Annotated in this window: 21 protein-coding genes and 1 pseudogene; 8 read left to right on the forward strand and 14 right to left on the reverse strand. The window is 42.3% G+C overall.

Going from position 1 to position 20957, the window contains the following annotated elements:
- The first annotated feature begins 6 nt into the window (after nucleotides 1–6).
- A complete protein-coding gene (locus IM475_RS03355) occupies nucleotides 7–651 on the forward strand; it encodes a hypothetical protein (RefSeq protein WP_287726682.1) in 645 nt (214 codons plus the stop codon).
- Between the two features lie 158 nt (nucleotides 652–809).
- Here the strand turns inward: IM475_RS03355 and IM475_RS03360 are convergent, their stop codons facing one another.
- The 3 genes from IM475_RS03360 to IM475_RS03370 form a co-directional block, all read right to left on the reverse strand.
- The gene (locus IM475_RS03360; protein WP_002755102.1) at nucleotides 810–1064 is read right to left on the reverse strand and encodes a hypothetical protein; all 255 of its coding nucleotides are present in this window, start codon (nucleotides 1062–1064) and stop codon (nucleotides 810–812) included.
- A gap of 157 nt (nucleotides 1065–1221) precedes the next feature.
- The gene (locus tag IM475_RS03365; protein WP_002771473.1) at nucleotides 1222–1635 is read right to left on the reverse strand and encodes a pepsin/retropepsin-like aspartic protease family protein; all 414 of its coding nucleotides are present in this window, start codon (nucleotides 1633–1635) and stop codon (nucleotides 1222–1224) included.
- Entirely contained in the window at nucleotides 1628–1849 is a 222-nt protein-coding gene (locus IM475_RS03370; protein ID WP_287726683.1) for a hypothetical protein, read from the reverse strand. Before IM475_RS03370 ends, IM475_RS03365 begins: the two co-directional genes overlap by 8 nt.
- A 377-nt stretch (nucleotides 1850–2226) precedes the next feature.
- Here IM475_RS03370 and IM475_RS03375 point away from each other — a divergent pair, with 377 nt between their 5' ends.
- Together IM475_RS03375 and IM475_RS03380 are read left to right on the forward strand one after the other, a co-directional pair.
- Complete coding sequence (locus tag IM475_RS03375) at nucleotides 2227–2520, forward strand: DUF433 domain-containing protein (protein ID WP_002794978.1); 294 nt, start codon at nucleotides 2227–2229, stop codon at nucleotides 2518–2520.
- The gene (locus IM475_RS03380) at nucleotides 2517–2861 is read left to right on the forward strand and encodes a DUF5615 family PIN-like protein (protein ID WP_002794977.1); all 345 of its coding nucleotides are present in this window, start codon (nucleotides 2517–2519) and stop codon (nucleotides 2859–2861) included. The genes IM475_RS03375 and IM475_RS03380 overlap by 4 nt, the downstream gene beginning before the upstream one ends.
- Nucleotides 2862–3123: 262 nt before the next feature.
- On the opposite strand, the gene IM475_RS03385 is transcribed toward IM475_RS03380, so the two are convergent.
- From IM475_RS03385 to IM475_RS03405, 5 genes are all read right to left on the reverse strand, one after another.
- Entirely contained in the window at nucleotides 3124–4392 is a 1269-nt protein-coding gene (locus tag IM475_RS03385) for a glycosyltransferase (RefSeq protein WP_287726684.1), read from the reverse strand.
- A complete protein-coding gene (locus tag IM475_RS03390) occupies nucleotides 4392–6134 on the reverse strand; it encodes an ABC transporter substrate-binding protein (RefSeq protein ID WP_287726685.1) in 1743 nt (580 codons plus the stop codon). Before IM475_RS03390 ends, IM475_RS03385 begins: the two co-directional genes overlap by 1 nt.
- 198 nt (nucleotides 6135–6332) lie before the next feature.
- Nucleotides 6333–7472 (reverse strand): citrate synthase, encoded by a 1140-nt coding sequence (locus IM475_RS03395; protein ID WP_287726686.1) that lies wholly within the window; start codon nucleotides 7470–7472, stop codon nucleotides 6333–6335.
- A gap of 287 nt (nucleotides 7473–7759) precedes the next feature.
- On the reverse strand, nucleotides 7760–8455 hold the full coding sequence (locus tag IM475_RS03400) for a Uma2 family endonuclease (protein ID WP_287726687.1): 696 nt from the start codon (nucleotides 8453–8455) through the stop codon (nucleotides 7760–7762).
- Between the two features lie 310 nt (nucleotides 8456–8765).
- The gene (locus tag IM475_RS03405; protein ID WP_287726688.1) at nucleotides 8766–9353 is read right to left on the reverse strand and encodes a hypothetical protein; all 588 of its coding nucleotides are present in this window, start codon (nucleotides 9351–9353) and stop codon (nucleotides 8766–8768) included.
- 461 nt (nucleotides 9354–9814) lie between these two features.
- Here IM475_RS03405 and IM475_RS03410 point away from each other — a divergent pair, with 461 nt between their 5' ends.
- Together IM475_RS03410 and sixA are read left to right on the forward strand one after the other, a co-directional pair.
- On the forward strand, nucleotides 9815–11038 hold the full coding sequence (locus tag IM475_RS03410; RefSeq protein WP_287726689.1) for a DHH family phosphoesterase: 1224 nt from the start codon (nucleotides 9815–9817) through the stop codon (nucleotides 11036–11038).
- A 52-nt stretch (nucleotides 11039–11090) separates the two neighbouring features.
- A complete protein-coding gene (gene sixA, locus IM475_RS03415) occupies nucleotides 11091–11585 on the forward strand; it encodes a phosphohistidine phosphatase SixA (protein ID WP_287726690.1) in 495 nt (164 codons plus the stop codon).
- Between the two features lie 5 nt (nucleotides 11586–11590).
- Here sixA and IM475_RS03420 read toward each other — a convergent pair.
- The 4 genes and pseudogenes from IM475_RS03420 to IM475_RS03435 all read right to left on the reverse strand — a co-directional run.
- Nucleotides 11591–11677: pseudogene (locus IM475_RS03420) on the reverse strand (IS5/IS1182 family transposase); the annotation flags it as partial.
- A gap of 190 nt (nucleotides 11678–11867) precedes the next feature.
- A complete protein-coding gene (locus IM475_RS03425; protein ID WP_287726691.1) occupies nucleotides 11868–12323 on the reverse strand; it encodes an N-6 DNA methylase in 456 nt (151 codons plus the stop codon).
- Between the two features lie 4 nt (nucleotides 12324–12327).
- Nucleotides 12328–12750 (reverse strand): type I restriction enzyme HsdR N-terminal domain-containing protein, encoded by a 423-nt coding sequence (locus tag IM475_RS03430; protein ID WP_287726692.1) that lies wholly within the window; start codon nucleotides 12748–12750, stop codon nucleotides 12328–12330.
- A 150-nt stretch (nucleotides 12751–12900) separates the two neighbouring features.
- The gene (locus IM475_RS03435) at nucleotides 12901–15453 is read right to left on the reverse strand and encodes a M1 family metallopeptidase (RefSeq protein WP_287726738.1); all 2553 of its coding nucleotides are present in this window, start codon (nucleotides 15451–15453) and stop codon (nucleotides 12901–12903) included.
- 88 nt (nucleotides 15454–15541) lie between these two features.
- Between IM475_RS03435 and IM475_RS03440 the strand changes: the two genes are divergently transcribed.
- Together IM475_RS03440 and IM475_RS03445 are read left to right on the forward strand one after the other, a co-directional pair.
- Nucleotides 15542–15979: a DUF4079 domain-containing protein gene (locus tag IM475_RS03440; RefSeq protein WP_045362843.1), complete on the forward strand. Its 438-nt coding sequence runs from the start codon at nucleotides 15542–15544 to the stop codon at nucleotides 15977–15979.
- Between the two features lie 102 nt (nucleotides 15980–16081).
- Nucleotides 16082–17179 (forward strand): CobW family GTP-binding protein, encoded by a 1098-nt coding sequence (locus IM475_RS03445; RefSeq protein WP_287726693.1) that lies wholly within the window; start codon nucleotides 16082–16084, stop codon nucleotides 17177–17179.
- Nucleotides 17180–17481: 302 nt separating this feature from the next.
- On the opposite strand, the gene IM475_RS03450 is transcribed toward IM475_RS03445, so the two are convergent.
- A complete protein-coding gene (locus IM475_RS03450; protein ID WP_287726694.1) occupies nucleotides 17482–18402 on the reverse strand; it encodes a metal ABC transporter solute-binding protein, Zn/Mn family in 921 nt (306 codons plus the stop codon).
- 134 nt (nucleotides 18403–18536) lie between these two features.
- On the opposite strand from IM475_RS03450, the gene thrS reads away from it, so the two are divergent.
- A complete protein-coding gene (gene thrS / locus IM475_RS03455; protein ID WP_287726695.1) occupies nucleotides 18537–20336 on the forward strand; it encodes a threonine--tRNA ligase in 1800 nt (599 codons plus the stop codon).
- 190 nt (nucleotides 20337–20526) lie between these two features.
- Here thrS and IM475_RS03460 read toward each other — a convergent pair whose 3' ends face one another.
- The gene (locus IM475_RS03460; RefSeq protein ID WP_002743720.1) at nucleotides 20527–20823 is read right to left on the reverse strand and encodes a DUF7219 family protein; all 297 of its coding nucleotides are present in this window, start codon (nucleotides 20821–20823) and stop codon (nucleotides 20527–20529) included.
- Nucleotides 20824–20957 lie beyond the last annotated feature (134 nt).

Genomic DNA, 20957 nt, shown 5'->3' on the forward strand with positions numbered 1-20957 from the left:
TTTACTATGGATTCACTAACTTTAACAGCCTCAGCAATTGCTAGTATAATCTTCACGGAAGCGGTAACGGAAGCTACTAAAAAGCTTGATGATCAAGTTAGCGCAAAAGCTCTGGAATTGAGCAAAAAACTGTTCGATCTTATGGAGCAGAAATACCCAGAAGTTGTCGAACAAGAATCGAAAGGAGAACTAAGTTATCGGGAAGTCCTAACTCAGATTGAAATTGCTGTGGAGAAAGATCCTGAGGTTGCTGAGGTAGTAATAGAACTTAGTGAAGCTATTAAATCAGAACCTAATCAGGAAATACTTTTTCAAATCTTGAGTAACGTTATTGCACATCTCCAAGAAGAACCACGTCAGATATATAACGTTCAATACAACTTTCCCAATAGCAGTACCACTCTTAATGGAGAATTTACCCCAGCAAGTGTAAGGCAACAAAATTACAATATGAATACACAAGGACAACCTTCTTACAGTAAAAATAAGCAATCACAATTGATTGGATTTTACTTTTCAATCTTAGCTCTAGTTCTAGTTGCTTTGCTGGCATTTGCTCCCCTTTCTATTGCAATTCAGCAAGTTTTTGTTGCACTTATTTCCTTGTTTTCTATATTTTCGTTAAGTGCCTTCAAGCGGTCTATAAAATAAAAAAGTGCAATGCCGAAGGCACTGCGTAGCAGTACGCCGCTCTGGTTGTTAATGAAATCTAACACACCTCTTTTTTCTCTAGCCGTAGCACCATGTTCATTCATTGAAGCAAGTGATTGTAAGCTAACGGGGTTTTTTGATTTTTGAAAAGGCGATCGTTAGTTACCGTCCTGACTTAAAAAATAGCCAACTGCACGCTGAAGCTGTTCCATCCCTTGTTGCAGTTGGTCAATACGAGCCTTAGATTCCTCCATTTGTTGAGCAGTAGCTTCCACAAACCGATCAATACGCCGATTCGTTGCCTCACTGATTGCTGCTAATCTGTCAATATTGCTTTCTATTCGCTCTATTCGCTGCTGACTTGCCTCTAGACTGGCTTCAATACGGTCTAACCGAGAACTTTGCCACCACATTTAGTTAACACCTTGAAAATAAGCGATTATTGTCCTCAGTTTAGCAAATCTTTAGACAAATTAATCTCTTTTCATAGGGCGATCGCTTGAGGCGAAACTGCGATCGCTGGTTGCTTAGTTAATGAAATGTAACGCACCTCTTTTTTCTCTAGTCAAACTATTTTTGACTAATCTCGAATGCTAAGTCGTATCTGTAAAAACAGACATCAAAGGCAAGAAAGAAGTTCATCTGTCCTAGTATTAGCGGCGCATATTTATCTTGTGTCCAAGCAAAGGCTAAATCTACGGTGGGGAATTGCTCAACAGTAGCTTTAACAACCAATGCACGAGCTTCAAATCTAGCTAGATTACCTCCTAATGGCAGAGATAGCCTTTGATTTTCCCAGACTGCACCTAAAGCTAAACCCATTTCATAGGGCAACACATTAACACTAGAGCCAGTATCCAAGAGACCCGAAACATTCAAGGATTGACTTTGATAAGTTAATGTCAATGGTAAATAAGGAAGCGCACTTAATGCACCAAGACTAGGATCTACCTCAGTGAAAGCAAATCTTACCTTATTAGCCATGAGTCAATTCTTGTTTCTCTTTTAATGCTTGAGCAAGAATGGCGGCAGCCTCAAAAGAGTCATGTAAACCTTGTCTAGGGAGATCATCTTCAATAGACATCGGTACAATACCAGAATCCTTGAGCAACTCGGCTACAAGAAAGTTAAGTAATAAGAGCTTATCGGAGTAAGACAATTGCTTTAGCAGGGGCGCAAATTCAGTAGTTGTCAGCATGGATTCAAGAAAGTTACGGATTTTGACTTTCTGCACTTTGTCTGAGTATAACACCACCTTTGCGCTAATCCCTGCCCCAAAAGCAGGCTAACTTTGCCGTTGGACAGAAATCACAGAAATGTTCAATCTAATCTTTATGGTTCTTCGGTTTGTGTCAGTGCGATGCCGAAGGCACTGCGTAGCAGTACGCCGCTCTGGTAGTTAATGAAATGTAACGCACCTCTTTTTTCTCTAGTCAAACTATTAGAGCCAGTCTTAGGTTAAGTTGCCGAAAAAACATCTAGCCGACGATGCCTCTAGCGACTAGATGCCATGATCAAGTCATGTCTGTCCCTGGCTAAAATAGAATTAGCGATTTCCCTAAGAGACCTAATTCCATGACGATTATCACTCTTTCACGTTATGTCACCAGAAACAATGAGATTTTAGGTGGAGAGCCAATTATTGAAGGCACTCGCACATCTATTCGCGCAATCGTAGGTCTGTGGCGATTAGGTGTGATGCCAGAGGAAATTCCAACTCATTTACCTCATCTGACCTTAGCACAAGTGTTCGATGCCTTGAGTTTTTATTTGGATCATCAAGCAGAAATTAACGAGTACATTGAACGTAACCAAGTCCCCGATGAGTTGGTGCATCCTTCTGTAAAGGCAGCTTTGGGTAAGCTATGAGCATATTTGCTTCGCTTTACATGGACGAAGATATGTCGGCGTTAGTTGCAACACTTCTGCGTTCTCGTGGTTTAGATGTCACCACTGTTCCTGAGCAGTCAACTTTGGGCAAAACTGACAGCGAACAATTAGAATTTGCCGCTTCTTTAGGTAGATGTCTTGTCACCCACAACCGAGTTGATTTTGAACGATTACATCTTCAATTCATAGAGGAAGGCAGAGAACATTGTGGAATTATTGTTGTCCCTCAGAAAACTGCCTACGAGGTCGTGCAACGGGTTGGTGTTTTAGTCAACACGTTGACTGTTGATAGTATTAATAATCAGTTACTATACGCATGATTTCTCCGCAAACTTACACTCTAAGCACAAGCCAGCTAACACGATGAAGCGGCGATGTTCTAGTTCATTCATCACCGCTGACCATTGCTGTTAGACAGAAATCACAGAAATGTTCAATCTAATCTTTATAGTTCTTCGGTTTGTGTTAGGCCATGGACGGGTTATAAAGGGCGATTTTTGTCAATTGTTTTCGATAACGTTTTTAAAACCCGACACCCGACACCCTGTCCCCAGGAAAAACTTTTTTAGCAGACCCTGGTTATTATACCGATAGGACGGGTTGGCCGGTAGAAATGGCTTTTTCGACGATATCGGCGGCCATTTTCACTCCTCCAGTCTTCTGTAGTGCTTTTTGCATTCTCAGGGCATTTTCTCGGTAACTGGGGAAGGATAAGACCTTTTCAATCGCCTTTCGTAAACGGGGAACTTCTAGACGGGAAATCGGAATCACTTCCCCTGTCCCCGACCATTTTATCCGAGCAGATACCCCCGGTTGGTCGTTAGCGATGGGAATGGCCACCATCGGTACAGCTTGCGCAAGGGATTCTAGGGTAGTATTTAAGCCTGCGTGGGTGATAGTCAGAGAGGCTCTGGTTAAAAGCTCTAATTGGGGAGCGTAGGGAACAACTAGGGCGTTTTTGGTTGTTATTTGAATGTTAGAGTCGGTGTTGCCCAAGGATAAAACTAATTGTACCGGCAAATCGGCACAGGCTTCGGCGATCGCATTAAAGGTCGATTGTAGGCGAGTTTGAATTGTACCGAGGGAAGCATAAATCAAGGGTTGTCCGGTTAATTTTTCGTAGGGAAAAGGAATCGTTTTTCTGGTGGAGGAATCGTGAAAGGGGCCGGTAAAGTGGAAGTGAGCGGGTAAATTTTGCCGAGGAAACTCGAATTCGGCAGGTTGTTGGCTAATTTGGGCAAGGGGGGAATAGCGTTGATTGATGTTTTGATAGGGAATTAACCCCCATTCTTGACGTTGCCGGTTGATTAACTCATTCAGAGGACGAGTCAGAGAGTCAAGGAGTTTATAGCCAAGTTTATTGCGAATAACCCCGATAAATGAGGGATTATAGTCCCAACTGGTCATAAAGGGCGGAATAAGCGGATCACGATTTAAAACCAATGCCGAACAAAAACTGATAAAGGGAATAGCCAATTTTTCTGCGATTGTACCCCCTGAGGCGGAGACTTGATCGACAATTAGGGCATCAATTCCCAAGCGACGCATCTCTTGAGGGATAGTTTCAAAGAGGGTCGCTGTAGAATCAGTTACTAATTCTACCGTGCGTCGGACGGCGGCTGTTCCCCGTAATTGACCAATTTCGGCTAAACTTTTGGCTGATGTGCCTTTCGGATATTTGTCGGGTGCAATTGCCTGAAAATCTAAGCCAGCTGCTTGCACCATTTCTTCACCATCAAGAGTTAAAAAACAGGTAACTTTATGACCGCGTTTTTGTAATTCTTTTCCTAAAGGTAGGAGAGAATAAATATGTCCAGAAGTTGTAGGACAGAGGAAACCAAAATGAGTCATTAAACACCTCCACAGGTTTTCTTTAATTCTTCTAGATTCCAGAATGCACCACCCAAGGCGGAGAATTGTATTCCTTCAAAGCAGTTACGCACGGCCCCCAAAGCGAGGGGATTAACTAGATAAATAAACGGGACGTATTCCTGTTGAAGTTGTTGAATTTCATTATAGATAACTTTGCGCTTCTCAAAGTCTAATTCTTGGGAACCTTTGACGTATAAATCGGCGATTTTTTTCTCCCAATCCGCCGCTTGCCAGCCTTGAATCGGCGGGCTGCCGGGTTGAGGTTGTTGGTTAAAAGCGTGGAGATTTCCATCTACATACCAAATATTGGGGGCGTGGGGTTCATTATCGCCGGTAAAACCTAAAATATGTGCTTCCCAATCTAGACTATTACTTAGTTTATCAACTAAATTACTAAAAGCGATCGCTTGAAAATCCACTTGAATTCCTATTGCGGCTAAATCATTTTTAATTTGTGCGCCAATTGCTTCCCGGATTTTGTTACCTGCATTAGTAATCAGGTTAAATCTAACGGGATTATTATCGGCATCGACTAGGAGATTATCACTATTATACTTAAATCCCGCCTCTAATAATAATTCTTTGGCTTTTTCGGGATTGTAATTGTAACCTTTCAGGTTTTTATCGTAAAAAGGCGATTGGATAGAAAGAAAAGAATTTTGTGCTTCTCCCAATCCTCGATAGATATCATCAATCATTCTTTGACGATTAATGCCGTAGGCAATAGCTTGACGGAAATTTAAGTTATTAAACCACCTGGATTTAATTGGCTCTACTAGGGGTTTTCCGTCGCGTTTTCCTTGGTTGAGATTAAAACCGATAAATTGGGTTCCGTAGGCAGGTCCCCCATTAAAAATAGTGAAATTTCCTCTTTCTTCTTCGGTTTTTAAGAGGGAGAAAAATTCGGGAGTTACCGCAATAGAATCTAAACTTCCCGAGCGAAATTGTAGTAAAGTTGTGTCCTGAGATTCAACAATTGCCCAAATTACTGAAGTTATATGGGGTAATTGTTGTCCCTGGTCATCTTTTTTCCAATAGTAAGGGTTATTCTCAAAAATAATCCTTTGTCCCGTGATATATTCTTTTAGTTTATAAGCACCATTAAAAACAATTTTATCAGGAGGAGTATCTAACCCCCAAGTGGAGAGAAATTCTAACCTACCATCGGGGCTTTTTTTCTGAATAGTTTTTTCTAAAGCGTGTTTAGGTAAAATCGGTGAACTGACAGCATCTAAAAAAGGAGCAAAAGGTTCGGGGAGTTTAAATTCGATTCGGCGATTATCTAGTTTAGTGATAACTGGAAATTCTTTTTTTAATCCTATTCTTAAACTATCGCGGTAGTTGTTAGGAATATCAGGATTTAGATATAAGTCTTTATAGGTAAAAACCACATCATCAACGGTTAAGGGTTGACCATCCGACCATTTTAAACCCTCTCTCATAGTAAAAATAATGTTTAAATTATCATCGGAAATTGTCCAAGATTCTGCTAAGACCGGTTCTTTTTTGCCAGTAATGGGATTTTCTGTTAATAGTCCTTCGTAGGTTAACCCAAAAATATTCGGGGATTCGGCCGATAAAACAGCATTAAAGGTTTTTGGGTCACTTAATACCGATATGACCACTTGATTGCGTCTAACTTGATTACCACAAGCAGTTAGGGAAATCAGCAATAAACAAGAAATTAAAAATACCGTTAATCCCCGCCAAAATTTCACCATAATCTTTAATATTTTTCTGTCCGACTATCTAGAAGTAAATACCTTGCCTGGCTATATACACCGAAACTGACCAAGCTGAAAGCCGCTGGACTGTTTCCTTGCCCCATCAATATAACAGGAAATGAGACAAAAAATCTCGCCTAGGAAAGATTGACAAAGGCGAGAAACCGTGTTTCCATCAAGAATGGGAGATAAAATCTAAGAACGTTGTTCGATCGGTGTATAGGGGACTTCGTGTTCTCCGGTGTAGATTTGGGTAGGACGGAAAATGCGGTTAGCATTTAATTGTTCTTTCCAGTGGGCCAACCAACCAGCCACCCGGGAGATGGCAAAAATCGGGGTAAATAAATCATTGGGAATGCCTAATTTCCGATAAACCAATCCCGAATAGAAATCCACATTAGGATAGATACCTCTTTCGCCGTAGATATCCACCACTGCTTGTTCTAACTCTAGGGCGATATCGTAGTATTCATCGGAACCTAATTCCGCGAATAATTGTTCGGCAAGATTTTGTAAAATCGTCGCCCGGGGATCCTTAACTTTATATACCCGGTGTCCAAAACCCATAACTTTTTGTTTATTGGCGATACATTTTTCCACATAGGGACGAACATTAGCCACCGAACCGATTTCCTCTAACATTAACAATACTTCCTCGTTTGCCCCACCGTGGAGGGGGCCGGCGAGAGTTCCCACTGCTGAAGCGATGACACCGTAGGGGTCGGTTAAAGTGGAAGCCGTCACCATGGCCGAAAAAGTCGAGGCATTCATGGTATGTTCGGCGTGGAGAGTCAAACAGACATCGAAAACCTTCGCCGCTAAATCCGTCGGTCGTCTTTCCGTCAACATATAGAGGAAATTGGCCGCATAATCAAGACTATCATTGGGCTGAATGGGATGATTACCTTTGCGAATTAATTGAAACGCCGCCACCATAGTCGGGATTTTCGCTAATAACCGCACCACTGCCTGACGGATATATTCGGGATTATCCAAAGCCCGACGGGCATAGTATAACCCTAAAGCCGCCGCCGAAGTTTGTAGCGCATCCATGGGATGACCTTTTTCGGGGAAGCATTTCATCATGTCTTCGATACGGTACTTGATGCGTCGATGATAACGGATTTCATCGGCAAATTCTTCCAGTTCCGCCCCCGTGGGCAGAACACCCCAGATAAGGAGATAGGCGGTTTCGAGGAAGGTACTTTTTTCGGCGAGTTCCTCAATCCGAATGCCCCGATACTCTAAGATTCCCTTTTGCCCATCCACAAAGCTGATACTCGATTGGGCGGCGGGAATTCCTTCTAAACCTGGCCGATATTCACAAACTGTCATAGTTCTACTTTCCGTGGCGAAGATTAAGCCCTAACGCTAACTTACTTGATCTTTCCACCCTTACCGAAATTTTATAGAAAATTTTCGGTTCTGCCTCTCCCGTTCAGGATTGGGGAGAATTGGGCGGAAATTACCCCTATTTAGCGATTGCTTCGTCGATTTAGTCAACCCTGCCCGATCGCATTTTTTCTGGGCTTACTGTTGCGACTCTAGCTAGAGGACTTGATATTTATTTACTTTTATTGTAGCGAGACTATCTCGATCGACTCCATCAATCGATAATTTTTTTAAGTTTCTTCGGGATTAATATTTAACTCCCGCAGTTTTGCCGCTAACCTTTCGGCCCGTTGTCGTTCCGTTTCAGCCCGTTGTCGTTCCACTTCAGCCCGTTGTCGTTCCGTTTCGGCCCGTTGTCGTTCTTGGTTGTAACTGGTGAAAGGTTGACCATCGGGATAATACAAGAGTAACTCTGGTTGGGCTAATTGAAAACGAATGCCCAAGCGAGGACTTACCCAATTATCGAGATTTTCCAGACTTTCGAGCCGATTTTCCCGACGAATACAGCCACCCAAATCATTTTTATCGGGATTATAAATGTAGTATTCTTCCACACCATAACGGTCATAAAACAGTAGTTTTCTGGTCATTTCCGTTTGGGTATTACCCGGAGAGAGAATTTCAAAAACCACTTGCGGGGGGATATTGTTCTCTTTCCACTGTTGATAGGAACCTCTTTCCCCTTTCGGTCTGCCAAAAGCTACCATGACATCGGGTGCTTGCCGAGTCTTATTATCTCCCTCCACGGGATACCAGAGTAAATCACCGGCGACAAAAACATCGGCATTATTGGCAAATAACCAGTCTAGATTCGCTTTAATCGTCGTAATCCAGCGAAATTGTCTTGTATTGTCGGCCATCGGTTTACCATCGCTATCGGGATAGACGATTGTGGTTTTCGGGCTGTCGTCGAGTTGTCTAACCATTGCTTAACCCTAGAATTTCGTCTTGGCTTCCTTCATAGTATAACTTTACTATAAAAAACCAGGGCAAATATTTAGGGTTTGCTGAAAAAGTTTTTCCTGGGGACAGGGTGTGACCAACTGTCTGCATCATAACCGATAGTGTCTGCCGCCGTTCCCTGTACACGCGCTTGTTAGGCATCGGATTGGCTAGAGTGTAGACCTCTTGCATAAATCCGAAAACAAACGATAGAAACAATAATGGGAGGGACTTTCAGTTAATTATTTATTAGTAGTTGATAATCTTCAAAAATGTTGCTGTACAAGGATCGACTTAAGACTTTTGCAAGAGGTCTTGTATAAACTGGTGAAAGTCTGGTGATTTAATGAATTCTTGAAGGTCTTTTATTCCCTCTATAAATGAGGTTAACATCCACCCAAGCTCTTCAAGATGAGCTAATAATCGAGGGTTTTGTTCATCTAAAAAACTGATTAACTTATAATAGTCTTCTATAGAGCTAGTATCGAGTAGCGCTAAATCTTCATGAATCAACTTGTTTCGTTCCGCCACAATGTCTGAGAGAGCCTGTTTCTGAGCAGTTAAGAAATCTGGGTCACTATAGGAAACCTTAAATGACAAAGACATACCTAACTCAGAAGAGTCTAGTTGAGGTTCAGACTGACTATCATCCACTAGCACAGTGTTATGTAATTTCCCAACTAGGCTACCTAATGGTTGCTTACGAAATCTCTCATAATTGTCAACCAACTGGTTACGGGTTGATGTTGATAATTCCTCGCTCTGAGTCACTGAAAGTAGATACTTTAAAATACCTTCAATCTTTGAAAAATTAACTATATTTCTACCCAGCTTTCTTAGTGCTTCAGTTCTAACTACTTCAATATCTATCGGTTCATCCATGATTAATGGTAAGCTGTTGACTATCTAAATTATCTATTTTCACAGGTAATGGCAGCGAGGGAGCATATCATTTACGCAATGAGTAATTATACTTAGCCTAAAAGCCACTCTTAATCGTGTCTTGGAACGAAATAGAGGCTTTTAAAGACTGCGTACATGGAGAATTAAAACAAGAATTACCCTCGAAAAGCCAATTTTTCCACTAAGTATTTATGCTCATTGCAAAGGTGAGATGCTCCCGGCAGCGTGGCAGCGATGGTTAATTGCTCTCACCCCTAACTCCTCTCCCAGAACAAACGGCAGGGGTCTTTTGATAGACTAGAGTTATAGCCCCAGAGTAAGGAGCTAGGGGCAAGAAAAGCTTAATAATTGAGATGAACCGATCGAGCGAGAATATCGTCTAGAATTAATTAACTCAAAAAATCCTGACTGAATCTACCTTTAAGCAAACTTTTCTAAAAATGATGGCTGAATTACTGAGTCTAGTTCCTGCCAAGTCCCTCGAAACCGATGTAGTGGTAGGGGAAGCACCGGCAGTATGTCCCCTTCCTCCAGTCACGGTTAGTAATGATACCCTACTTATTTCCCTGATCGATCGCCTGCGACGTACTTTGGAAAATCATCGTGGCGAAAATCAAATTGTGGTGATGCAGGATTTCCCGGATCCCGATGCTCTTTCTAGTGCCTGGGCCTATCAAATTATCGCCGAACAGTACGATATTCACTGTGATATAGTCTATGCGGGTACTCTCTCCCATCAGGAAAATGTCGCCTTGGTAAAACTAACGGGTTTACCGGCTAAACGTTGGGGAGTCCATACCCTCAAGGATAGAGATCTTTCGGTTTATCAGGGTTGTGTTTTTGTCGATGGTCAGGGAACCAATAGTCAGTTAACCACTCTGGTTAAACAGGCAAAAATTCCCATTATTGCCGTGATTGATCATCATACTCGCCAAGGGGAGCTAGAGGCGGAATTTGTCGATATTCGTCCCCAAATCCGGGCAACAGCGACGATATTAACCCAATATATCCAAAAAGGGTTAATAAGTTTTAATAGTAGCGATACCGTCCATGTTAAGTGTGCCACAGCCTTGATGCACGGATTGCGATCGGATACGAATAATTTAATGCAAGCGCAAGAGTGTGAATTTATCGCTGCTGGTTATCTCAGTCGTTTCTACGATGCTCAATTATTAAACGCTGTCCTGCAATCGGCCAGATCCCGACGGGTGATGGATGTGATTGAACGGGCCCTGAAAAACCGTATTATTAAAAATAATTATTCGATCGCCGGGGTCGGTTATTTGCGTTATGATGACCGAGATGCGATTCCCCAAGCTGCAGATTTTTTGGTGACAGAGGAAAATGTTCACACGGCTTTAGTTTATGGTATCGTTCACGATGAAGATGAGGAGATCGAGTTAGTCATCGGTTCTATGCGTACCAGTAAAATTACCCTAGATCCCGATGAATTTCTCAAAGAAGCTTTCGGACAGGATAACCAAGGTCGCTTTTTTGGTGGTGGTCGTTATATGGCCGGAGGTTTTGAAATTCCTATCGGTTTTCTCGGTGGTTTTAATAATAATGCCGAATACGCAAAACTCAAGTGGGAACTGTATGACACCCAAATTAAACAGAAACTTTCCCATCTAGTTAACCCCGATGAAAAGGTAATTCGCACCTAGGTATTAAATCTCAGCTATTTATTATCATCACCAAGACCGACCCGACACTGATATGAAACTTTATTTTGTGCGTCATGGATTAGCAGGACAATCGGGGGATTATCTCAACGATAGGGAACGTCCTTTAACCGAGGAAGGTAGGGCCAAAACTGCTAAAGTTGCCCAAAGATTAGGACAGTTGGGGGTGAAATTTGACCTAATTTTGACCTCTCCCCTGGTGCGTGCCGTGCAAACCGCCGAAATTTTGCAAAAAGCGGGTTTAAGCCGTAAAATTGAGCAATTTAATCCCCTATCTCCCAACGGCAATATTCAAGATTGGGTGCAATGGTGGCAAAAGTCGGACTATCAGCGAGAGGAAAACGCGCTCGCACTGGTGGGCCACGAACCGGATTTAGGCTATTGGACGGAAATGCTAGTTTGGGGCAAGTTTCAAGGAAAATTATCGGTCAAAAAAGCGGGAATAATTGGTCTAGAGGTTCCCAATCAACAAAATCCCCTAGGCAAGTGTGAGTTATTCTGGTTGACAGCCCCGAAATTACTCCTCTAGGAATTAAATAAACTAAAATCATGACCGCTGCCTTTCCCACAAAAGACACAGATAATTTCCTCGGTATTTTGAGCAGCTACTAATTGGGATTTTCAAGTATGATAAGTAGTCGTGCAAAATTAATTTCCTAGTGAAGATAGGCAAAAGGCAAAAGGCAGGAGGCAAGAGGTGGTTAGATATGTGTAATTAATTTTGCTTAGGTACTTACCATCAAAAAATTATGCAAGAGTTCTACTAAATTAGGTTATACTTCACCTTGAGGATAAGGGCTGTAAGTGACTTTCACCGCTCCCACTTTCTCAGCACTGATAGAGTTAGAGCAACTTCTTTACCTTTCTCCTCAATAAAATCTAGCAATTCCTTGGCGGTGCTTTTATCTTCATCTACTTTGGTGTTAAGATTGACAGCTTTGAGGTCAAAGTTTTTGGCTTCGATTTCTTCACGGGTGACTGTCCAACTTCTCTCACTATCTTCTCGGTTGGGTAATAGTTCTAGAAACTCCTGAAAGTGATTCATCATCAGGGGTTTGCGCTTGGTAACTTTGACATCGGACAGGTCATAATACCAGATTTTTTCAGTGGGTTTGCCTTTAGTAAAAAAGAGGATGTTAGCTTTAACACCCCCACCGGCAGCCACAAAAGTCCCTGCGGGCAAACTAACGATACACCAGAGGTTACAGTCGTTTAATAGTTTTCGTTTGCTCTGGACAAAGGCATTTTCATTGGTGCGAAATAACACCCCTTCATCTAGGACGATGCCGCAGCGTCCCCCTCAGTTCGGCTGGGGTGGGAAATTGGCTGAGGGGTTGAGGGGGTGAAGTTATATTCGTCGTGCGATCATATTCGACAAAAAGATGACCGTTACAGGAGTACACAAACGGTACATTTAACCCTTTGGCATAGCGTTTGACCTGTTCTAAGCCTTCAGTGGGGGGCGCATCTTCCTTTTTTGCTTCTATTAGGGCGACGGCTAAGGGTTGGCTGTCGCTACTGACGGCCACTCGCAGGGTATAATCGATCCTTCCCCTGGCGCGTTCGGCTTCCCCATCGATAATTTGAATGGCCCCTGGCGTTTCTTCTCGCTTGAGACAATCCTCTGTCCATCCTCTTTGATGCAGGACGGGGTCAATTAATTTGGCTCTGGTGTCTGTTTCTCCTAATCCCATGGTTCTCTCAAGACAGTAAACAGATAACTAATGAATGATACTAAAATCTGGTTATTAAAAACTGATTATCTATTGCCCCTATTGCCTTTTGCCTGTTCTGATATGTAGCCTATACTCAACTGATAACTGATAACTGATAACTCAGCTTAACTAACTATTTTTCGCCTCTAATTTGGTCAAACGACTTTTAAGTTCCTGATTTTCCTGTTTCATTTTTTCTAATTCCTCGCGAATTTCCTGAATTGCTTTGTCGGAACCTAATTTTTTCTGGACTTTTTGTACTGCTTCCTCGGCTACACGACGGACGCGACCATCGGGAGTTCGATCGCTCAAAGCTTGTAAAATAACGATAGCTTTGGCATTTTCTATCTGTCCTAAAGCGTTACACACTGCCACTTGCGTCAAGAAAAAAGTTTCCTTGGCAATGGTTTCTAAACGTTCCAAAATTACGGTTAATTTATCCGTGCTTTGTCCGGAAGAAATCGCTCCCAGGGCGCGGATAGCTCCTAATCTCAGGGGTTGAGGCGTGCCTAAAGCTGTGTAGGTCAAAATTGACTCCAAAGCCGCCGGCGAGGTTTTTAACTGGCTTAAACCCCCAATTGCGCCCGCTCTTACTACCTCATTCCACCCCTTTCTTAACTGTAAAATATGATTGAGCAGGTCAATAATTTCCCCTTCTTGATTTTGCAATTGTCCCACGGCCATAGAGCCTAATCCTCGGGCCGTGGCCGCTTCCACATAATAACTAGCATCTCCGGCTTCTAGTAGGGATTTAAGCGCGTTATAACTATCTAAGGTTTTAATTTCACTTAATCCCTCGACAACTGCCCGACGTACTTGTGCTTTTTCATCGTTTAAACCTTTAATTAAAGCAGTAACTGCCTGATCTAAACCAAGAGTTGCTAACTGTTTGGCCACCTCCACACGCACCCCCCAAAAAGGCTCATTTTCTAGGGATGTCCCTAAAGCTTCGATCGCTTCTAAACCGCCTTTTTTAGCAATGGCTATGGCTGCATAGATACGGGAAATCGGGTCGGGATCCTGTTGTAATTGCGCTTTTAATTCACCGATGGGATACTCAAGAGTGACGGTTTTGAGGAAATTATTACCCCGATCAAACTTGACAAAATCGGGCTTTTGTGCTAGGGGAAAATAGAAAGTTTGTTCTTTTTGGTGAATCCGCAGATTGTAGGTAAGATCTTCAGAGTTGAGATAGGCAAAAGCGACGGGAATTTTCAAGTCGAATAGTTCCTTTTCGTCCTGGGTTTGGGTGACAGTTAATTGGGCTAAATTATTCTGATTGTCCCAACTGTAGGCAACCTTATAATCGGGATGACCACCGCGATAAACGTACTGATCAAAGAGGAATAATAAATTGTACCCGGTCGCTTTTTCGATCGCCCGTAATAAGTCCACAGTTTCCACGGTTTTATGGGCATTATCTCGCACAAAAGTCTGAATCGCTTTTCCGAATAAATCTTCCCCTAAAATAGAGCGGATCATGTGATAAACACAAGCACCTTTTTCGTAGAGATGACGATCATAAAGTTCGATCGCTTCTCGATAAACATGAGTAACAATCGGACGACGATAGCGGGAAGTATCTTCTTCTAAATAACTTCTTGCTTCCCCTAATAAATAATAACTAGCAGCTGCTTTTCCGTATTCCGATTCTGTCCATAAAACCTCAGAATAGGAAGCCATTCCCTCTTTAATCCAAGCGTGAGACCAGTGTTTAATTACCACTAAATCACCGAACCATTGATGAGCTAATTCATGGGCAACTAAGCTTTCTGTCCAAGTATGATCGATGCTGGCTCTTTGATCAATTAAACAGCGATCGGTTAAAATTGTGGTGGAGGTATTTTCCATCCCACCAAAAATAAAATCATCTACACAAACTTGCGCGTATTTGGGATAGGGATAGGGATAACCAAACTTTTGGCTAAAAAACTCGATCATGCGGGGAGTTTTACCCATACTTCTTTGGCCCTCTTCTTCCCGTCCTTTTTCCACATAATAAGTGACAGGAACACCATTCCATGAGTCGCATAATTCGGCAAAATCTCCCACCGCAAGAGTCATTAAATAGGTGGGATGAATTTGCTTTTGTGACCAGTGATAAATTCTGTCTTCACCAACGGTTGCCACCGAGATTAATTGCCCGTTAGAAATAGCGATATAGGGTTGGGGAATTTTAACCCGAATTTCGGAGGTAGCTAATTGACCGGGGTAATCAAAACAGGGAAACCAAAAGCGAGAATCTTCATCTTCTCCCTGGGTCCAAATTTGAATCGGTTTATCGGGATAATATTCATCGGGGCCGATAAAATATAATCCCCGTTGTGGTTGCTTAACCTCATAGTTAATCGTGAGGATAATCGGTTTATCGGTAGTGGGTTGTAGCAGATGAATAGTCAGGAGAGACCGATCATAGTCAAAGGGTTGACTGATACCTTCAATGAACACAGAATTAATATTTAAATCCACCGCGTCCAGAGTTAAACTGCTAATTCCCTGACGAATGGGGGTGAGGGTAATCTGACAGCTGCCCTGAAAACTTTGTCGGGGAATATCAATAATTAAATCGAGAAAAATATGATTAACTTGTCCGGGTCGATCGGGGTTATAATGGGGTTTAGCCCCCGGTAATTCAAAGGGTTGACGCTGATTATTTTCCGTGTCGATGGTGAGATGAGACATATTAGCCCTAACTTGCTGATTTTTCTCCGGTAAACTTAAATTAACACGATCGGTCGTCCCTTTCCTTGCTAACAATAATCCCCCCCCTATGAATCTCCCTTCCTTTCTCTGGTTATGGAAAATTGCCGCTTGGTCGATGGGATTTACCCTCTTTGCCTATTTTTTACTAGCGGTTTCGGGGGTAAACATGGGTTATCGACGACTCGCGGGCCAATCTCGACCGAAATGGTTAAGACCCTTTCATCTCCTCAGCGGCCTGATCATGGTTGCTTTGGTCTTAATTCTGCTGGGAATCGGATTAGTGGGAACAATCGGTCATTATGGCAGTTTAGGCCACTCTTCCCACCTGATAGCGGGTTTATCGGTGGTTTTTCTGGTTTTTGTTTCGGCAATTAGCGGCCTGAACATTACAACTCGTCCACCTCTAGCGCGGTCTCTCCACATCGGCACTAATCTTTTATTGTTTCTGGGTTTTCTTTTTGTTACCCTAACAGGATGGGATGTGGTCCAAAAATATCTACAATAAAAATAGTCGGCGATCGAGTGGAGACTGTTTGATCGAGAAAAACTAGCTATCTCATCCCGAAAAATCGCTTTTTAGTGACAGAATACTCACCCCCAAATCATTATGCAAACCGTCGAATCAGAAGCTATTAACACGATGTCAGTGCCAAAAAAAGGTCTTCCAGTAACAATTATTACTGGGTTTCTTGGTAGTGGTAAGACTACTCTCCTCAATCATATTCTCAGCAATCAACAGGGTTTAAAAACTGCTGTTCTTGTCAATGAATTCGGTGAAATCGGTATCGATAACGAACTGATTATCAGCAGTGATGACAGCATGGTAGAATTAAATAATGGCTGTATTTGCTGCACAATTAACGAGGATTTAATTCAAGCGGTTTATAAAGTTCTCGAACGTCCCGAAAAAATCGATTATTTAGTCGTAGAAACCACGGGATTAGCCGATCCTTTACCGGTAGCTTTAACCTTTTTAGGTACAGAATTACGGGAAATGACCCGTTTAGATTCCATTGTCACTATGGTGGATTGTGCCAATTTCAGTCTCGATTTATTCAACTCGCAAGCGGCCTTAAGTCAAATCACCTACGGTGATATTATTGTTCTCAATAAAACCGATCTAGTGGATGAAGGGGATGTGGATTCTTTAGAAATAAGAATCCGGGACATGAAGGAAGGAGCGAGAATTATTCGTACTAGCAAAAGTCAAGTCCCTTTACCCTTAATTCTCAGCGTCGGACTATTTGAATCGGATAAATATTTCGACACAGAAGAAGAACACCACGATCATCATCACCACGATCACGACCATTGCGATCATGATCACGACCATGATCACCACCACGATCACGATCATGATCATCACGACCATTCCAATCATTTAGAGGTGGATGGATTTACTTCTATTTCCTTTGCTAGTGACCAACCTTTTTCGATTCGGAAGTTCCAATATTTCCTCGATAATCAGTTACCGGAAAGCGTTTTCCGCGCTAAGGGGATTCTCTGGTTTGATGAAAGTCCTAAACGTCATATTTTCCACCTCAGTGGTAAACGTTTCACTCTCGAAGATGACGAATGGAAAGGTAGTCCGAAAAATCAGCTAGTTCTTATCGGTCAAAATCTCGATCATGAAACCCTAAAAGAACAGATTAACAATTGTCTCAGTTTACCTGCTGTCAATCGCGGTAAAGGATTTGGGAAATAAACCCCGCTTTGTAAATCTACTAAGTTGGGATTTTTAAGGGGAAACTCTCTGCTAAAGTCGGGCATTACTTTCGATTTTTTCCCTCAATCCAAGCTTTTGGGGGGTTCTACCCCCCAAACCCCCCGTTGGGGGCGTGGCGCCGCCCCCAAACCCCCCGCGCATTAGCTTTTCGGTGGGATGCTTACAGGCAGCTGCTGATCCATTTGTCATCATCTAAAAGTCACCGATAATTGCTGATTGTCGGTATTTCTGCCTTCCTAACTCCTGACTCTAAGGACAATTTTTTGATTTTTACAAGAGGTCTATTGACCTTCTTGAGGTACTTTTCCTCCTAAAGATTCCACGATCGAGCGAGTATTTTCCCTGAGCATTTTTACATAACTATCCCCTCTAGTACCCACCGCACCGATCGAATCAGAATATAATTGTTGTGGTGCTAATTTCACCCCCGCTTCTTCCGCTACAGTGGTAATTAAAGCGGGATTAATAGTCGTCTCGGCAAAGATAGCAGCAACCTGGAGATTTTTAATAGCATCGGCTAGATTTTTCACCGTTTGGGCGCTAGGTTGTTCTTCGGTACTAATGCCAATTAAAGTTCCTGCAACTTTTAAACCATAGGCATGAGCATAATACTGAAAAGCGTCATGAGTGGTGACTAATTGCCTTTGGGAAGGGGGGATAGTTTTAATAGCAGCAGTAATCCAGCGATCAAGATTTTCTAATTCCCTGATTAATTGGGCGGCATTTTCAGTAAAAATCTCTTTATCTTCGGGACTTAATTCCATCAATTGATCTCGGATTTTCTCCACCATGATTATCCCATTTTTAGCCGAACCCCAAACATGGGGATCGGGTACTTTCTGCCCCTCTTTTTCCAGTTGTAAAGGTGTAATGGCTTCTCCCACAGCCACTTTTTTAGCTTTAACTGCCGTAGAATTGATCATTTTAATTAACCCCGGTTCGAGATTATAACCGTTATAGAGAATTAAATCGGCTTTTTCTAAAGCCACACTATCGGCGGGAACTGGTTCATAAACGTGAGGATCATCCCCCGGTTTTAAAATGTCTTGATGGTCAATTTCTTCACCGCCCACTCGTGCGGTTAAATCGGCGATAATTGTGCTAGTGGAGATTACCTTGGGTTTTTGGTTATCGGTGGTATTAACCGAAGCATTACAAGCAACCAATCCCAAAAATAAACAGGATAAAATTAGTTTTTTCATCGGGAAATAGAGATGAGGGTTTAGAGGTTAGAGATGGGGGGAAATGGCATTGATATCTATCTTGATTTTTTTCCTGACTAAAGACTCCTTTTACTATTAAAATAGAGAATAGAGAAGGTGTAAATTCAAGAGATATGGATAACCAAGCCCCGATTAAACTACCGAAAACCAGCGAATCCGACCACCTCAAGCGAATTCGTCACACCACCTCCCATGTGATGGCGATGGCGGTGCAGAAATTATTCCCGAAAGCCCAAGTTACTATCGGGCCTTGGACTGAAACCGGATTTTACTACGATTTTGATGTGCCGGAACCTTTTACCGATAAGGATCTCAAGGACATCAAAAAAGAGATGGTCAAAATTATCAATAAAAAACTGCCGGTGATTCGCGAGCAAGTTTCTCGGGAAGAGGCGGAAAAGCGCATTAAAGCGATTAATGAGGTCTATAAGCTGGAAATTCTGGCGGGAATTCAAGAACCCATCACCCTTTATCATCTTGGTGACGCTTGGTGGGATTTGTGCGCCGGTCCGCACCTAGATAATACAATTGAACTAGACCCGAAAGCGATCGAATTAGAGACGGTAGCGGGTGCTTATTGGCGCGGAGATGAGAATAAAGCCCAATTACAGCGCATTTATGGCACAGCTTGGGAAAATCCCCAACAATTAGCCGAATACAAGCGCCGCAAACAAGAAGCCCTCAAACGCGACCATCGGAAATTAGGCAAAGAATTAGGTTTATTTATTTTCTCTGATTCTGTCGGACCGGGGTTGCCTTTATGGACACCGAAAGGAACTTTAATTCGTTCTTTGTTAGAAGATTTTCTCAAAAAAGAACAGTTAAAACGCGGTTATTTACCCGTAGTTACTCCCCATATTGCTCGCGTCGATTTGTTTAAAATTTCCGGTCACTGGCAAAAGTACAAAGAAGATATGTTTCCCATGATGGCAGACGATGAGGAATCTGCTAGTAAGGAAATAGGATTTGTGCTCAAACCGATGAACTGTCCTTTTCATATTCAAATCTATAAAAGTGATTTGAGATCCTATCGGGAATTGCCGATGCGTTTGGCGGAATTCGGGACAGTTTATCGTTACGAACAATCGGGAGAATTGGGAGGATTAACTAGAGTTCGCGGTTTTACCGTCGATGATTCCCATTTGTTTGTCACTCCCGAACAATTAGACAAGGAATTTTTAAGCGTTGTTGATTTAATTTTGACGGTGTTTAAGAGTTTACAATTAAAGAATTTTAAGGCGCGATTGAGTTTTCGTGACCCCGAATCGGATAAGTATATCGGTTCCGATGAAGCTTGGGAAAAGGCAGAATCAGCGATTAGAAAAGCGGTGCAAACTTTGGGGATGGATTATTTTGAAGCCCCCGGAGAAGCGGCTTTTTATGGTCCAAAATTAGACTTTATTTTCCAAGATGCCCTCGAAAGAGAATGGCAGTTAGGAACGGTACAGGTAGATTATAATTTACCCGAACGTTTTGAACTAGAATACGTTGCCGAAGATGGTAATCGTAAACGTCCGGTGATGATTCATCGCGCACCTTTTGGTTCTTTGGAACGTTTAATCGGTATTTTAATCGAAGAATACGCGGGAGATTTTCCTCTTTGGTTAGCCCCTGTCCAGATACGATTATTACCGGTTAGTGATACTCAATTAGATTACGCTAAAGAGGTGACAGCGAAAATGCAATTGTTAGGAATTCGCGCCGAAACCGATACCAGTGGCGAACGTTTGGCTAAAATGATTCGCAATGCTGAAACTGAAAAAATCCCCGTGATGGCAGTGGTGGGGGCAAAGGAAATGGAAACTAATAGTTTAAGTATTCGCACCCGTGCCACGGGCGATTTAGGAGTAATTAGCGTCGAGGAAGTGGTGGCAAAATTAGAAACTGCCATCCAAAATCACGGTAATTTTTAAGCGTTTGCTTATCTAATTCTATGGGGACAGAAAATATTTCTGTCCCAGTATTTTTGATAAGTACCTAAGCAAAATTAATTACACATTTCGATAAAGCTTTTGCCTATTGCCTCTTGCCTCTTGCCTATCTTCACTAGGAAATTTATTTTGCACGACTACTTAAAGCGAGGAGATTTTTCCTGATTATCCTTTAGGTATCATCATCTTTTTGAAAGGGATTTTCCCCAATGCCTAGGCCTTTTTTGCTCTGTTTTAAGTCTTTCCAGAGGGCTTTAATTTTTTGATAGGCTTCTAGAGAACTGATTTTGCCCCCCGTTTCCAGATTACAAATAAAACTGACTTTTTGGGCAAATTCCTGTAAATTGGCGTTAAATAGCAAATTCTCCGGCTTAAATTCTCCATAGTAGGGGGCGCGAGGATAGAGAAAATCCTCCTTGCGGCGATCGGGGAGATTTGGGTTATCATCGTTAGGAGGATTCTGATTCATAGGGCGACGGCGGGTAATTTTGCGGAATTTCTTTAGATTTTTCGGTAATGGGAATGGGAGATAATATCAGTTGTTGGCTATCATTGGGGATTTAAGTAAAAACTGGGCCGATTCGCCAAAAGTTGACCCTGGGG

It is taken from the genome of Microcystis sp. M061S2 (genome assembly GCF_020245605.1).
Classification (GTDB): domain Bacteria; phylum Cyanobacteriota; class Cyanobacteriia; order Cyanobacteriales; family Microcystaceae; genus Microcystis.